Genomic DNA, 14644 nt, shown 5'->3' with positions numbered 1-14644 from the left:
TGCGGCCCTACAGGGCGGCGTGGAGGGCGGTGGCCATGGGCAGGCCGATGCCGAGTCGCGTCTTCAGCTGGGCCGGAGTAATCGCTGTCCCGTGTTCGGCGTGGTGGGACGCGGCGATGGAGCGCGCTTCGGTCAGCAGCGGCTCAGGCACCTTGAACGCGGGTGGTGCGGGAGCCGGGGTGACGCGCGGAGCTACCGGGGCCGTGGTCGGGACTGGGTCCGGCGCGACGGCAGGGGCCGGATCGGTGAGCGGTGCGGCAGCGGGGGCATAGGGCGAGGCCGTTTCGGGCGCTGGTTCGGTCTCTTCTGCTTCGGAGGCCGGGTCGGCGGGGCGGGTGACGCTGTGGAAGGCGCGCAGGAGTTGCGGGCCGACCGTGCCCCAGCCGAGCAGAAGCAGGGGAGCCACGGCGTCCACGGCTGCCCGGCCGTAGTGCCCGGCAGCGATGGGTTCGGCGACGTTGAGTGCCAGCGTCAGCAGCCCGGAGAAGTGCATCAGCCGGGTGGCGGCCGTCATCTGTTCGGCGGGCAGGCCGCGCAAGGAGAGGTAGCGCAGGGCGACCAGCAGGCCGACCACGGAGAGATCCACCATCGGGGCGATGAGCGGCGCGATCGGTGAGGGGACGCCCAGGCGGAGGGCCAGAGACCAGACGTTGCCAAAGGAGAAGACGAACGCCAGCACGGCGATGACGATCATCACGGCGGTGATGGTGCGCTGAGTGATCCGGTCCTCTGTCAAGGAATTCACCTCCCTTCGGTTCTGTGTGACGGGCGCGTGAGTCGAGGGTTAGGCGGCGTCGGCGGCGGGCTTCTCCAGGTCGACTGCCTGGTCCCACATGCGCGGGCCGAGAAGGGCTTCCAGGAGCGCGGAGGGGTCGGCGGTCAGGTGAGCGGTGCTGTCGGCGATTCGGGCTGCGTCAGCGTCGGCGACGTACGGGGTGCGGATGCGGGTGAAGCCGGGCTGCGACTGGTGGTTCATTGCGGCGACGCCGACATACGTCGGGTCCTGGAGGTTGATCGGGTTGGCATCGGGCCACTCCCGGATCTCCTCGCCCAGCGCGGCGACAGCGGCCTCAGCTGTCTTCTGCGCGAAGCTCAGGCCCACGGGGCACACATCACGGATGAAGGTCGGGATCGCATCGCCGGTGGACTTCTGAGTGGCGAGGATGACTAGCATCCCCACCGAACGGCCCTTCTTCACCAGGTCCTCGACGAGCCGGGCGTTCTCCGCAGCGAGAGCGGCGAGCTTCTTGGTCTTCGGGTCGCTGCCCTTGTGGTCGCGGAAGTACGTGTGTGCTTCGTCGATGACCAGCACGACCAGCGGCCAATTCTCCGACGGACCGACATCCCACATGGACTTCACGCCGAGCGCCTTGCGTACCCAGGCAGACCGGAGGCGCCGCAGTTCGACCAGGTTCCGGAACAGCTTGTTGGCCTCTTCCAGGTCGTCCCCGACGAAGGCGAACATGCGCTGCGCCCAGTCGGCATAGTCACCTTCGTGTGCGGCGGACACCTTGCCGTCCGCGCAGGCGAATTGCACGCAGGGGGAAGGCGCCCAGTCCGAGAGAAGCCGGTTGATCAGGCTCGTCTTGCCAAAGCCTGGGAGGCCGGCCACGGTCACACCGGGCACCTGTGTGAGGTCTACCGAGACCGGCTGTGCGTACTCGTCCAAGCCCAGGTCCCACCGGGCCGTCTCATCCGGCACGTAGCCCGTGGGCCGGTGCTCGGTGGGGAGCTTGAGCGGATCGAGCCGCACGCCCCGGATGACGACCTGTCCGGGCTTGTCCTGCGTGATCGCGACCCGCGTGCACTTCCACGCGTCGGCCAGATGCGGGGCCGCCTTCTGGAACTGCTCCAGGCCCACGCCGGGCAGGCAACTCGCCCGCGCGATCACGCCGTATGCGTCATGCGTGACCTTGAGGGCCGGGATGAGGACGCGAGGCTTGATCGGCTTGCCGTCAGTGTTCGCCAGCGACGCGAGCGCGGTTGGAGTCCTGTCCGTGGCCGCCAGCTTGAGCATCGGCGCGAGCCGCTTCCAGCCCCACCGCACGCGGACGGCTTGCCAGATGGACTGCCGGGTCATGGCGTCGGCGCGCAGGTAGCGGACAACCCACCACACCGCCCACCCGACGAGTACCACTAGCGCCAGCTCGACCACCAGGGAGCCGTAGTGGAAGGCCCCTTGTGCCGGGTCGTTCGGACCGTTCATATGTCCCGCTCCAGAGGGTCGTAGAGGAAGGCCGCTAGGGCCGATTCGAGGGCCGTTCGGTCGGCCGAGGCGTCGAGACGGGGATAGCCGTAGCCGACGAGCACGCCCGCTACCGAGGTCACGAGGGATTCGGTGAACCGGGCATCTGGCCCGGCGTGAGGCAACGGGTAGTTGCGCTCAGCGCCGGACCGGGGAGCCGTGCCGCTCACGCCGCTTCAGTAGCCGGGGCCATCAGGTCCAGCCGATCCGCGCGGTAGGCGATGCCGTCCGAGAGCGAGCCGTTGAAGATTCGCGCCCACGGGGTGGCGAACAGCTCCACCGGCATGACCGGGACACCCGGCTTGAGGCCGTCAGGAAGACCGGTCTCCGGGACGGTGATCTTCAGTGCCTCGGCGCGGCCCTCCTCCATGAAGAAGAGGGTGATCGTGTAGAGCTTCGCGCCGGTCTCACGGTCGGTGGCGAACTGCGTCTTCTCCTGGTCCGCGTACTTCGGCACCGGCAGAGTTCCGACCATGAACGACGAGGTGGGGAGCAGGCCAACACGGATGCGTGCCATGGGAGTCGGTTCCTTTCGGTTGCGCTCCGCCAGGCGGCGGGGCGTGATCACCATTGAACATAGCTGACCTAGCACTATCAAGTGTGCGTGGTGAGCTAGGTGTCAGCTGACATAGGCCACCTACGTCAGTGGGGTGTGCTAGGGGTGCTAAGGATCGCTACTCTTGGGCCATGAGCCCCGCGCCAGAGAGCAAGCAGGACCGTCGGCCGCCGTATCAGCACGCTGCCGACGAGCTTCGGCGCGACATCTTGCAGGGGCGGATCAAGCCGGGCGAGCAGATGCCGTCCATTCGCGAGCTACAGGAACGCTTCGGCGTGGCCAACATGACCGCGAGGGGCGCGCTCAACGTGCTGCGCGACGAGGGCTTGATCTACACGATCCACGGGCGGGGCAGCTTCGTGGCTGACCATGACGCAGCCGGCGAGTCCTCGGTGGGCTACACCCCGCCAGCCTGGTACCTCGCCAACAGGGACAAGACGCCCCCGCAGGCAGAACAGACGGAGGGGAGCCCCGACGGCTCCGAAGCCACCGGGGACACCCTCACTGCAATGCTCACTGCTCTACGTGATGAGCTTCGTGCCCTCAGCGCTGATCATCAGGAACTGCGGCGTGAGGTCGAGGAGCTGAAGTCTCAGCAATCGAAGTCGCAGTCCTGAGCTGAGTCACTTCCTCACGCAGTGCTCTGGTCTCCTTGCTCAGGCGATCGACCATTGCCCGCATCTCTTGGATCAGCGCGGCCACTTGATCCGCGTCTTCGACGTGAATGCTGGTCGACCCCATCTCGTCGTCCGCTATGTGCTCGGCCATGTCTCCCGCTTGCTACCAGTGCCGTCGATGCGCTTCGCGCTTCCGCGCTTCCTCCCAGCCGCCGGGCGTCCCCACGGCGTTGAGCGGCTCTTTCGCTGATCTACCATCGCCCTGCCCTGCGGAGCTGTTCGGAGTTTCTTTACTGGATCAAGGCGGCCCGCCTACGGCGGGCCGCGCGCGCTGGCGGCCCGTGGCCGCCGCCGCTCCTTGTCTCCGCCACCGCTCCGGCGGCCCCCCGCCGCTCAGCGCGCACAACCGCCAGGGCGGATAACCAGACCAGGAAGCAACGCGCACACTCCGAGCACCAGGGCCAGGCCGGGATGCATCAAGCTCGACCGCACCACCAGACCGCCCACAGCTCACATCCGCATGGCCGGTGGAGTCGCCGGGCATGTCGACAACGCTCATGCAAGATCGAGGGCCAGGCCGTGACGTTTGGAAGAAGCGTGGTTGAGGCCGGCGGGTGGTTGCTGGAAGCACACGTGGCGGGTGCTCGTTCGGCTCGCCCGCCGTCATGGCTGACTTTCGGTGGCTCAGGTCAAGGCCCTTCCTCGTTGGACAACATGAAGCCGAGGGTCCGCACCCGCATCCGAGCACGCCAACTGCCCCGGCTACCATCGGCACCGGGGTCCTGATCAGGGCTTCCGCGACCGGACCACCCGGAATGCTGTCCAGGCTGAGGGGTGGTCCGGTCTTTTGTTGTCGGTCTTGGTTATGCGAGCGCCGCCGGGCGAACCAGGCTCTAGAGGCAGCTCAGGGTCTTACCCACCTCGTAGATGGTCGGCCGGTCTTCGGGAGCGTGGCTGAGCATGGCTTCGATCAACTCGCCCAGCTCACCGGGTGCCTTGGCGGGGCGGCGTCTGCCGTTGGCCACGGCCTCTCTCTGGACGGGGCGTGGAGCGTCGTCCGGATACTCGACAGCCCGCCAACCGGTGGCCGAGATCAGCAGGGAGGCGCCGAGGGCGTAGACGTCGGCTTCGGGCGTAGGCTCGGCTTCACCCGTGGCGAGCACGCTGCGCGCGATCTCCGGTGCTTCGTAGTGGACGAGGCAGCCGCGGAACGGGAAGTCGTATCCCTCGGGGACGTGTCCGCCTCGGGACAGCGCCAGATCGATCAGATGCGTCCGTTCCGGCCCGATGATGAAGTGGGCGGGTTGTACGTCGCCGTGGGCCCAGCCCTTGGCGTGCAGTTCGGCCAGAGCCTCGACACAGCCCAGCGCCACGCTGGCGTGCGGTGCGACAGACGAGTAATTGCTACGGCAGGGCTCCCACAGCCGGTACAAGTCCGGCCCCTCATGCCACGGCTGGAAGTTCCACGTCCCGTGCTCCCATTCTCCGTACGCGAAGTCGTCGAAGCCGAGGCGATGCAGCACGGCCCCTTCGCGTGCGGGTGCGAGGGCGGTCCAGGGCTGGGCGGGCCAGTCGGCCGTAGCCTGGATCGGGTAGCCGACTTTGACGGCGTAGTGGCCTCGATGGCTCCGCACCTCCCAGACCATGGAGCCCCGGCGGTTCAGGACCAGGCGCTGAGACGTGGGCATCAGGGCGTCGAGCACCACGATCGGTAGTTCAGAGGGTGAGCCGGACAACATCTGTTCTCCTTCCGGGAGCGAACGCGGCCGACCACGAGTCGAGGCCGGCCGCGCTGCTGCTGTCTGGTGCTACGCCTGGCCGTACGGGCGGCCGCAGTCTGAGTCGCACTGGGCAAGGTTCGCGCCGTTCACGGTCCACAGGTCATCGAAGATCATGAACCCGGCCGTCTTCATGGCGCGCGCCGAAGCGGCGACCTGCTTCGGGTCGCGGGCTCCACCGCCGGGCTTCGGGTTGTGGTGCAGGAAGCGGCCCGCGTACCGCTCACACAGTTCGGCGTACTCCTTCGTGTGCAGGATGAGCGCGTGCAGGCCCAGGTCCACGTCGTCCGACGGGACCATGGGGACGGTGGCGGTGGCTGCGGTGACCACGAAGGCGACCGCCTGGTCCGCGATCCGCTCGGCACGCTCGGGTGACTGCCCGCTGTGGACGACCACGAAGTGGGTGAGGCTCTGGAACAGTTCCTCGCCAGCCACCGCGCGGCCGGTCCTCTGGTCGTTCGCCGTTGCCGTCATGCGAGTACTCCCTCTTTGGGTAGTGGAGCGTGGCACTTACGGGGTTGGGAGGCCGCCCCGAACGGGGGTGGGGAAACCGGGGAATGAGCACCCGTCCGGGGCGGCCGGTCTACTGGCCGACAGCGAGAGCCATGCCGATCACCAGGCCGCACGACCCGCTGATCAGGATGATGAAGAGGACTCCCGCGTAACGGCCGATGGCGCGCATCACAGGCCGTCCCTGCTGTTGCCGTTCTTGATGGCCAGGCGGGCGCTCAGTTCCTCCCGAGCACTCGGCTGCACCACCTTGTCCGGCATGGCATCCCACTCCCGGCCGCCGCCGATGGGCCGTATCTGCACTCGGCCGCCGAGCTCACCCATGACGATGCCGATACGTCCCTTGGCGGTGTCCTTCGCCAGTTCACCGATGCCTGGTCTGGTCTGCTGGTTGCTCGCCATGCAAGGGAGCATCGCGATCGGAGGGCCGTCGCTAAAAGGTCAGGCTGATTACCCAACTTGGGTAACATCGCGGGAAGTAGAGAACCAGCGACGTTGCGTAGCCCTCGCAGTTTGGGAGCTTGCCGATGCCCGACCCGGACCGGCCGCAGGAACTGCCGGCCAGGCTGCTCACCGATCCCGAGATGATCGATGCGTGTCGGGTCCGGGACTTCGCAAGAGTCTTCCGGCTGGTGAAGGTCAGGGCGGGGATCTACCCGTCGATGATCGCCCGGCGCTGTGACCTGACGCCGAGCCGCGTGGGCGAAGTCATCGCAGGCCGACGCCACTTGCAGCACATGGACGTCATTGAGCGAATCTCAGACGGCTTGCGCATCCCAGGAGACATGCTTGGGCTTGCCCGCCGAGCGTGGGAGACGCCTCAGGCCCTCGTAGTCGACGAGCGCGAGACGCCCCAGATACCGGAGCCGGAGCAGCAGGCCCCCGCGTCTCTGCCAGGTCCCGATGTGGACAGCATCTTGGCGCTGGCCACACGAACCAGTCTGAACAAGGCCACGCTTGAAGCATTCCGGTCTTCGATCGAGGACTACTGGCGACGGGACGACCAGCACGGTGGCGAAGCACTGCGACCCGCCATCGTCGGCCAGCTCCGTTATGTCGTCGGACTCCTGAAGGAGAGCCGACCACCGTCGATCCAGAACGGCCTATACGGCATCGCGGCCGAGCTTGCACGCCTGACAGGTTGGACCTACTTCGACGCCCGCCAGTACAACCAGGCCCGCGCGTACTTCACTGAGGCCCTGCAACTGGCGAAGGAGATCGACGACCGCCAGTTCATGGCCAACGTCCTCGCCTGCATGAGCTTGCAGGCGACTTACCAGGACAAGCCCGCGGACTCATTGGCACTCGTGACCGCCGCCCAGGACCAGGCTCGGTCAGCACTCGGCAGCACGCCACGCGTTATGTCGATGCTGGCCATGCGGGAAGCGTTCGCCCACGCCACGCTCGGCAACCGTGATGACACGCACCGGGCGATCGGGGAAGCGCACAGCCAGTTCGAGCGGATCGGGGCGAGCGATCCGGACCCCTCATGGGTGACCTACTTCGACGAGCCGAAGCTCATCGTGGACACGGGAATCGCCCATGGCCGACTGGGCGAAGCGGCGACTGCCGAACCTTTGATCGCCGATGCGCTGCGGCGGGAGCATCACACGAACCAGCGAGGCCGCGCGTTCCACTCGTTCTGGCTGGCTCGTACGCAGCTGGACCAGGGCAAGCTTGACCAGGCGTGCCACACCGCCACGCAAGCCCTGGAGCCCGCGTCAGCGGTGGCCTCGGAGCGAGTGTCAGGGCATCTCAGGGAGTTCTACGGCCAGTTGGCCCCGCACAGGCAGGAGCCCGTAGCCCTGGCTTTCGAGGCACGGCTACGGGAACTCCTCCCGCCGGTCAGCGGATCGCTTCGTCCATGAGCAGGTAGAGCAGACCCACGAGTGAGCCGCTGCTCACGATCTCGCGGCGGTCTATCATCCCGCGCACGTCGGAGAGGGGGATCCACTCGATGCGGTCGGACTCGTTCTTCTCCGTGGGCGGACCGGCGTAGGTGGCGCCGTCGATGCGGAAGACGTGGTGTTGTGAGTCGGTGATCCCGTTGGCCGGCTCGGCGTAGATCAGGGGCTTGATGGGGCCGGGACGCCAGCCGGTCTCTTCCAGGACTTCCCGGGCCGCCGCTTCCTCCGGGGTCTCGCCGTCCTCAACCAGACCCATGGGCAGTTCCCAGGCCCACGAGTCCGTGATGAAGCGGTGGCGCCACATCATCAGGACCTCTTGGCGGTCGTTGACCACAGCGGCTACGGCCAGGTGCCGGAGGCGGACGACGTGGTACTCCCACCTGCGTCCATCGGGCTGTTGGACGTCGACCAGACACAGATTCACCCACTTGTTCGTGTAGACCTGTCGCTCACCGTGGGTCTTCCACTCCATACCTGCGGCCCCTCTCGATCGGTCTCCAGGATCTCAGACCGGCCGGAAGAGGGGGCAGAGGTTCGGCCCTTTTTACGTCACACTGACGAGATGTCCAGTGAGGGCAGTGCTTCCAAGTGGAAGCGGCCGAGTGCCAGGACGTCGAGTTCAGGGAGTAGCGACGTGTCGGCAGCCGGCCCCCGTGGTGTCGCGATGCGCGCGCAGCCCAACCGCTCCAACATCTCTGAAACCGCCCCCCATCTGGCGTAACAACACCTACTATCGGTTCACATCTGCCTCTTGGGTCTTTTAGGCATCAGAAGCGACCCTCGTACCCTATGGAGCCCAGTCGGTGAAGCATCCCGCCATGAAGAAAGAGAGAGACGGCGGGTACCACGCCATCAAGGGGTTCGCTTACCAGTTCGATGCCTCCCTGGTGAGGATCTTCGAGAACCCGAGCTCTGCGGCCGAGCTCGAAGGAAAGCAAGATCTTTCTGTCGAGAACTATCACATCCAAGTCAAGCATCGCTCCGAGAAGTTTTCAGTCTCAGCTATTACCTCTGCCGTGCAGCTGATGTTTCGCCAGTTCCAGCAGGACAACAGTTCGCAGTTCATTCTGCATTGCCACTTCGCAGATCAGCCACCGGGACTTGAGCGGGAGCTGACGCAAGACGAGCTCGACAGAATCCTGGATGACTTTTCTGATGAATATGACTACTCAACATGCAGCAAGTTTCTAAGCGCGTGCAAGATTGCCTTCCGTGAGAACTATCAGGCCCAGTTCAAGCAGGTCCTTGAACTGATCAAAAATCGGCTGAATGCGCGAGATGAGATTGAGGCTACGTATTACCACGCGATTCTTCACGGATATCTAAGAGACGTGGTCCTCTCAAATCCTATTGGCGCTCGTCGAGTGGCATTCCGCTCGTTACGTCAGGCCATCTCATCCGCACGAACCGCAATCTTTGAGTCCGCTTACGTAGAACAGTGTGGATACGAGAAGTACCTCAAGGCAGTGAGGAAGCGTTATACCCTGAGGACTGTCAATATCGCTGCGGAGCGGATTGTTTCGTTTGAGTGCGACGCAACCATGGATGTCGACGTGCTGGCGGAAGTGGTTCTGCTCTTGCGGGACAAGTATTGTTCTAAGCCAGGCCACCCACCGCCATACGTCACCTTCAGGGGTGACTTCGACTCGCTGGAAATCAAAAAAGCCCTCTGGGATGCTGGTGCGCGTTTCAACGATGGTACCGGATACCACGGGGGCCTATTCCGGATGCAAGAGCTGATCAGTCCACCTACGAGTGATCTAAAGCTCAAGGTGGTCGACGGAGAACACCTGGCGCTCTTGATGGATAGCGTGCGTATCAAAGAATTCCATGATTTTTACGTGACTGAGATCGAGCGCACACCACATAAAGCTTCTACTGCCTCGCACGTGTTCGTCCGATCTTTCGAAGACCTGCTGCAAGTCCTGTGAAGAAAGGTGAGTGGCGAGATGTCCAGCGCTGAGGTTGTCGCCGTCTATCCAAACCGTGTCAGGATCGCCGTTCACAACATTTCTGAGTTGGCAGATGGCGAGCCGGTTGAGGTGGGTTCATACCTGAAGGTATATGACAACACCGAGAGCGCGATCATTGCCATCATCGAGAATTATTCGATCGAGTTGCGTCCCTCGAAGCAAGGGGATCTGGAACGCGTCTACATGATCGAGGCAGTACCGCTCGGAATCATCGACCGGGATGGTCATTTCGAGCGAGGTGGTGGCGGTATCGCCATTCCTCCCAAGACGGTATCAGTCGCATTCAAGGATGAAGTCCAGCGCATCTACAATACTGTAGACGAGAAGAACCGATTCCATTTTGCTCAATTGGCGCAAGATGAGCATGTCGATGTCCCTGTCGATGGGAATAAGTTCTTCAGCCGTCACATTGCTGTTGTCGGCTCGACAGGATCCGGGAAATCTCACGCTATGGCTCGGATCATCCAGAAGGCGACTGAGGTGCGTGATGATAGCGAAACGAAGGAGTACTCGCTCAATAACACTCACGTGATCGTGTTTGATCTGCACTCGGAGTACCGGACAGCCTTCCCTAAGGCTAACCATTTAGGTGTCGACTCTCTGGTGCTTCCTTACTGGCTTCTGAGCTCAGAGGAGCTCCAAGATCTCTTCATCGAAAGCAACGAAGAGCAATCTCACAATCAGATTGCGATTCTCAAGAAGAGCATCACCGACGAGAAGCGGTCCAAGTTCGCAGGTCCCGATGATCAGCGTGACCTGATCCACTACGACTCCCCTCTCTTCTTCGACATTGACGATGTACTAGCCGCGATTAAGGCAAAGAATGCAGAGAGGATTGACACGTCCACGCCCAGTAAGAAGTCGGACAAGGCGGGCCCCTTGTTCGGTAAGCTGGATAACTTCATTACAAGGCTCGAAAACCGTCGAAACGACCGACGTCTAGACTTTCTTCTTGGCGAAAAGGCAAAGTCGGTTCGACTGGAGCAAGTTCTCAGGCAGTTTACTGGATATGTTGAGGGCGCCCAAGCGAATGTCACTGTGATTGACCTTAGCGGCGTGCCGTTTGAAGTGCTGAGTTTGACGGTCTCCTTGGTTTCTAGGCTGCTATTCGATTACGCCTATTACTTCAAGAAGGGCAGCATTGAGGGCCGGAGCGAAACACCGCTCCTCGTAGTCTACGAGGAGGCGCATAAGTATGTGCCTAAGAGCGGGTTGTCTAAGTACAGTTCTTCACGTAACGCAATCGAGCGGATCGCCAAAGAGGGGCGAAAGTACGGAATCACTGCCGCCATCGTTAGTCAGCGGCCGGCGGAGATTTCGGAGACCATCTTCTCGCAGTGTAACAACTTTCTAGCGATGCGCCTCACGAATCCAGAGGATCAGAATTACGTGAAGCGTCTCATTCCTGATTCGTTGGGGCCCCTCACCGAGTCTCTCCCTATGCTGTCGGCTGGCGAGGCGCTGCTTATCGGAGATGCGGCCGTCATGCCATCACGTGTAAAGCTGGAGGATGCGTATCCTCCCCCCTCCTCTAGTGATGTCATGTATCTAAAAGAGTGGGCACGGCCGTGGCGCGATGTTCACTTCGACCCCATCGTGAAGGATTGGGAGCGCTGAGAGTCAGAGAAGGCCAAAGAAGTGTAGCTCGGTCTGGGGCTACTCGATTCTCGACACTTGCTCTGAAAGACAACGAGCGAACCGCTCGGATTGGGAGATTTGATGTACTGGTTGTTCGCAGATGAGACTAACACTCAACCGAGTCAGGGTACGTTCTTTATATATGGCGGCTTGATTGCATCAGCTGATCAGATAGCGCAGGTCCACGAATCCATCTCGCGCATCCGGCGGGAGTTTAATTTTAAGGATTCAGATCAATTCAAGTTCCAGACGGCTTCTCGGCCAGATGGGATGTCCATTGAAGATTGGAGTGCCGCCAAGAAGGCTGCCCTAGAAGCAGCGCAGCTGATCGGCGTAGAAATGCTGGCGTACGTCGTTCATCACGGCATCGCGAAAAGTGGCAATGAGGTGAGGATGGAATACGCATTGAACACCCTCGTTTCTCACTTCAATTTCAATTACTTGGCCGAGAAAAATTCATTCGGTGCGTTGTGTATTGACCGATTGGATGAAGCGTTTGGGTATCGGTACATGCGCGAGCGATTTCAAACTCCTCTTTCTGTTCAGGGCAGAAAGGCTCCTCTGGAACGTGTGATCCACTACTCAATGACATGCGACGGTGCCTCGCATATGAGTTCAGTTGTCGACCTTGCGATTGGGGGATTCCGATACTGCGTCAACTCGGCGATGGGTGCTGGGAAGGAGGAGGTCGCTAGGGACATCCTTAAGCCCATCGCCAAGATGATGTGGAGTAAGGAACGAGACGGAAAGAACTACATAGGTGAATACGGGCTGGTTAAGCGGCCGGTTATGGTCATGGTTGACTCGTATAGGGAAGACTACGAAGAGCTAACCAGGGTGCTCACCAGCCTTTCCAATGAGGCTGGAGACGGTCCTGAGTAGATTTCCAGCCGACCGGCAGGCAGAACGTGCTGAGTGCTGGGCCAGCAACGTGAGGGCAGACCCTGCGATGGTGGGGCGCCGTTGGGAATTGACGGCAGTACTGACGGCAACGACGGCACACAGTCGCCCATGCTCGCTAACCTGGGCGATCGAGATCAGAGGCTGTCACCATCGGGTACGGCCCCCTGCCCGATCCTACGGATCAGAAGGTTGCAGGTTCGAATCCTGCCGAGTGCACAGCACACCAGAGGCCCTGTGGAGAGATCCACAGGGCCTCTGGCTTTCTCAATCGGTGCTGCGGTGTTCCTCCAGGTAGTCCGCCGCCAGGGTGCTCGCGCGGTTGAACCAGTCGGTGAGGACCGCGATCTCGGCCGGGGAGTAGTCCGCGAAGAGTTCCATGAGGCGGGCGTAGTACGGCTCGTAGACCTCGCGGACGCGGGCGACCGCGTCGGGCAGGGCCGCCACGCGGATCCGGCGGCGGTCGTGCGGGTCGGGGCGGCGGGTGATGTAGCCGGCGCGCTCCAGACGGTTGAGGATGCCGGTGACCGCGCCCGTGGTGACGTGGACGCGGGCCGCCAGGTCCCCGGCGGTGGGGAGGTTGTCCCCGGCCTGGATGACATAGGCGAAACATGTGAGGTCGGTCACGCTCAGCCCCACCTGCTGGGCGATCTCGTGCTGTCCGACCAGGTGAGTCGCGATGAGGTGGTCCATCGCCGACAGCGCCTGCTCCGGCGTGGCGGCCGGGCGCGGCTTGGCTTGCATTCCCATTTCCCTTAGTTCGTGAGATGTTTGGGTCATAAAAGTCTTAGTAAGTGAGGGGTTCGGGTTCGGGGTGTTCCCGTGGACCCCGTGGCTGAGGGGAAGCACGTGAGCGCACATCAGTATGACCACGGGCACACCGTCGCGGGCTGGGTCGGTTTCGGTATCGCGACCGTCGGCGCCGGCGTCGTGGGAGCGGGGGTCTGCACGGTCTCGGGCCTGCTGATCGCCGGAGGCCTCGGCATCGGTGTGGTGAGCCTGCTCGTCACCTGGGCGCTCCATCTCTCCGGGTGGGGCAAGGGGCCCGGGGCGCGGCCCCGGTCGGAGTGGGACTGGCGGGTGCGGGATTCGGCGGCGCCGGGGGGTCACCCGGACTGCCTCGGGTGCCGGCTGGCCGGCCGTGGCAGGAGCGGCGGACGGACCGCCGGCACGCCCCAACTCTCCATGCCGGCCCAGCGAGAGGGCGAGCGGCAGCCGGCGACGGCACTGCGAGCGGACTCCGCCCGCTGACACGGGCCGCTCGCTGACACGGGCCGCCTGGTGAGGCGGCCCGCCCGGCGCGGCGCGGCTCACCGTCAGGTTTGCCGGGACGCTGCCCCGGGGCCCGACGCCCCGGGGCCCGACGCCCCCGGGCCCGCTGCCCCGGCGCCCACCGCCCCGGAGCCGGACGGACCGGGGCCGGGTGGACCGGGGCCGGGTGGACCGCGGCCGGGTGGACCGCGGCCGGGTGGACCGGGGCCCGCCACCCCGGGGCCCGGTGGACCGAGCGGGCGCCGCCCGGGGCGCGGCGCCCCCGTCCGGCCCTTGCAGCGCGGCGCCTCACCCGTCCGGACCTCCGCTGTCAGTGGTCCCCTCTACTCTCGTCAGCGATGGCACACGCATGGAAGTGCTCGGGGCTGCGGTGGTCCGTGGAGGGGCCCGAGTTGGTGTGGGACGGGGGCCGGCGGAGTGCGCTGGCCCGGGGGAGACGCGTGGCCTTCGGGGTCCCGGAGGGCGGCGCGCGGACCTGCGCGGGAGCCCGGGGGCACGCCTGCCCCGTCGGGGCGGTCGTACCGGCGCGGAGTACGGGGGCGCGATGTGAACAGTGCGCGCGGCTGGACCGGGCGCACTCCGTGGCGGCGGACACCCTCACCGACGACCCGCGGCCGTACCACGTGTACCTGGCGTGGTTCGGGCCCGGCATGCTCAAGGTCGGGATCACGGCCGTGGAGCGGGGCCCGGCCCGGCTCCTGGAACAGGGAGCCGTCTGCTTCAGCTGGCTCGGTGCCGGGCCGCTCATGGCCGCGCGGCGTACGGAGGAGCTGCTGCGGGCCGCGCTGCGGGTGCCCGACCGGATCCCCTACGCGCAGAAGCGGGCGGTGCGCGCCGCACTGCCGGAGGCGGCGGCCGACCGGGCCGGTGAGGTCACCGCGCTGCACGCGCGGGCCTTCGCGCTCGCCGGCTGGCCTGAGTCGCTGGAGCGCAAGCCGCTGGACGTCGTCGATCACGTCGGTGTGTTCGGGCTCGCGGGCGTCCCCGCCGCCGTCGGGGAGGTGAGCGAGCTCGTCGCAGGGGGTGTGGTCGGCGGGGAGCTGGTCGCCGCCGCCGGGCCCGATCTCCACCTGTCGACCGGGGACGGTGTCGTCGTGCTCGACACGCGCCTGATGACCGGCTGGGAGCTGGTGCCCGCCCCGGGCGGCGGACTGACGATGCCCGTACGGGAGTTCAGGGACGCGGCGGGCGTGCAGGACGGGCTGTTCTGAGCCGTGCGGGCCGCCACTGCGGGCCGGGCCGGCCGCG

Annotated in this window: 16 protein-coding genes; 7 read left to right on the top strand and 9 right to left on the bottom strand. The window is 64.5% G+C overall.

Going from position 1 to position 14644, the window contains the following annotated elements:
- Window positions 1–7: 7 nt before the first annotated feature.
- From ABTZ58_RS02940 to ABTZ58_RS02925, 4 genes are all read right to left on the bottom strand, one after another.
- Entirely contained in the window at window positions 8–736 is a 729-nt protein-coding gene (locus ABTZ58_RS02940; protein WP_351349763.1) for a DUF2637 domain-containing protein, read from the bottom strand.
- Window positions 737–784: 48 nt separating this feature from the next.
- Window positions 785–2206 (bottom strand): cell division protein FtsK, encoded by a 1422-nt coding sequence (locus ABTZ58_RS02935; protein ID WP_351349761.1) that lies wholly within the window; start codon window positions 2204–2206, stop codon window positions 785–787.
- A complete protein-coding gene (locus ABTZ58_RS02930) occupies window positions 2203–2328 on the bottom strand; it encodes a hypothetical protein (protein WP_351349759.1) in 126 nt (41 codons plus the stop codon). The genes ABTZ58_RS02935 and ABTZ58_RS02930 overlap by 4 nt, the downstream gene beginning before the upstream one ends.
- Window positions 2329–2411: 83 nt before the next feature.
- On the bottom strand, window positions 2412–2762 hold the full coding sequence (locus ABTZ58_RS02925) for an SCO3933 family regulatory protein (protein ID WP_306965592.1): 351 nt from the start codon (window positions 2760–2762) through the stop codon (window positions 2412–2414).
- A 170-nt stretch (window positions 2763–2932) separates the two neighbouring features.
- On the opposite strand from ABTZ58_RS02925, the gene ABTZ58_RS02920 reads away from it, so the two are divergent.
- Entirely contained in the window at window positions 2933–3418 is a 486-nt protein-coding gene (locus ABTZ58_RS02920) for a GntR family transcriptional regulator (RefSeq protein WP_351349757.1), read from the top strand.
- An 893-nt stretch (window positions 3419–4311) separates the two neighbouring features.
- Here the strand turns inward: ABTZ58_RS02920 and ABTZ58_RS02915 are convergent.
- The 3 genes from ABTZ58_RS02915 to ABTZ58_RS02905 form a co-directional block, all read right to left on the bottom strand.
- Complete coding sequence (locus tag ABTZ58_RS02915) at window positions 4312–5154, bottom strand: protein kinase domain-containing protein (RefSeq protein WP_351350387.1); 843 nt, start codon at window positions 5152–5154, stop codon at window positions 4312–4314.
- A 72-nt stretch (window positions 5155–5226) separates the two neighbouring features.
- Window positions 5227–5670 (bottom strand): glycine-rich domain-containing protein, encoded by a 444-nt coding sequence (locus ABTZ58_RS02910; protein ID WP_351349755.1) that lies wholly within the window; start codon window positions 5668–5670, stop codon window positions 5227–5229.
- Window positions 5671–5877: 207 nt separating this feature from the next.
- Window positions 5878–6120 (bottom strand): hypothetical protein, encoded by a 243-nt coding sequence (locus ABTZ58_RS02905; RefSeq protein WP_086851077.1) that lies wholly within the window; start codon window positions 6118–6120, stop codon window positions 5878–5880.
- Window positions 6121–6233: 113 nt separating this feature from the next.
- On the opposite strand from ABTZ58_RS02905, the gene ABTZ58_RS02900 reads away from it, so the two are divergent.
- Window positions 6234–7574 (top strand): NsdA family TPR-like regulatory protein, encoded by a 1341-nt coding sequence (locus ABTZ58_RS02900; protein ID WP_351349753.1) that lies wholly within the window; start codon window positions 6234–6236, stop codon window positions 7572–7574.
- Here the strand turns inward: ABTZ58_RS02900 and ABTZ58_RS02895 are convergent.
- Window positions 7552–8085 (bottom strand): NUDIX hydrolase, encoded by a 534-nt coding sequence (locus tag ABTZ58_RS02895; protein ID WP_351349751.1) that lies wholly within the window; start codon window positions 8083–8085, stop codon window positions 7552–7554. The genes ABTZ58_RS02900 and ABTZ58_RS02895 overlap by 23 nt on opposite strands.
- A gap of 331 nt (window positions 8086–8416) precedes the next feature.
- Between ABTZ58_RS02895 and ABTZ58_RS02890 the strand changes: the two genes are divergently transcribed.
- From ABTZ58_RS02890 to ABTZ58_RS02880, 3 genes are all read left to right on the top strand, one after another.
- Entirely contained in the window at window positions 8417–9544 is a 1128-nt protein-coding gene (locus tag ABTZ58_RS02890; protein ID WP_351349749.1) for a hypothetical protein, read from the top strand.
- An 18-nt stretch (window positions 9545–9562) separates the two neighbouring features.
- Window positions 9563–11203, top strand: a complete 1641-nt coding sequence (locus tag ABTZ58_RS02885) for an ATP-binding protein (protein WP_053913076.1) — start codon at window positions 9563–9565, stop codon at window positions 11201–11203.
- Window positions 11204–11305: 102 nt separating this feature from the next.
- Complete coding sequence (locus tag ABTZ58_RS02880) at window positions 11306–12106, top strand: hypothetical protein (RefSeq protein ID WP_351349747.1); 801 nt, start codon at window positions 11306–11308, stop codon at window positions 12104–12106.
- Window positions 12107–12391: 285 nt separating this feature from the next.
- On the opposite strand, the gene ABTZ58_RS02875 is transcribed toward ABTZ58_RS02880, so the two are convergent.
- Complete coding sequence (locus ABTZ58_RS02875; RefSeq protein WP_351349745.1) at window positions 12392–12868, bottom strand: MarR family winged helix-turn-helix transcriptional regulator; 477 nt, start codon at window positions 12866–12868, stop codon at window positions 12392–12394.
- A gap of 105 nt (window positions 12869–12973) precedes the next feature.
- Between ABTZ58_RS02875 and ABTZ58_RS02870 the strand changes: the two genes are divergently transcribed.
- Window positions 12974–13375: an HGxxPAAW family protein gene (locus ABTZ58_RS02870; protein ID WP_351349743.1), complete on the top strand. Its 402-nt coding sequence runs from the start codon at window positions 12974–12976 to the stop codon at window positions 13373–13375.
- Between the two features lie 359 nt (window positions 13376–13734).
- On the top strand, window positions 13735–14607 hold the full coding sequence (locus ABTZ58_RS02865) for a DUF2797 domain-containing protein (RefSeq protein ID WP_351349741.1): 873 nt from the start codon (window positions 13735–13737) through the stop codon (window positions 14605–14607).
- Window positions 14608–14644 lie beyond the last annotated feature (37 nt).

This window comes from Streptomyces sp. NPDC094143 (assembly GCF_040303825.1).
Lineage (GTDB): Bacteria > Actinomycetota > Actinomycetes > Streptomycetales > Streptomycetaceae > Streptomyces.
Note: the sequence above shows the minus strand (reverse complement) of the source record. Positions and strands in the feature narration are given on the sequence as shown.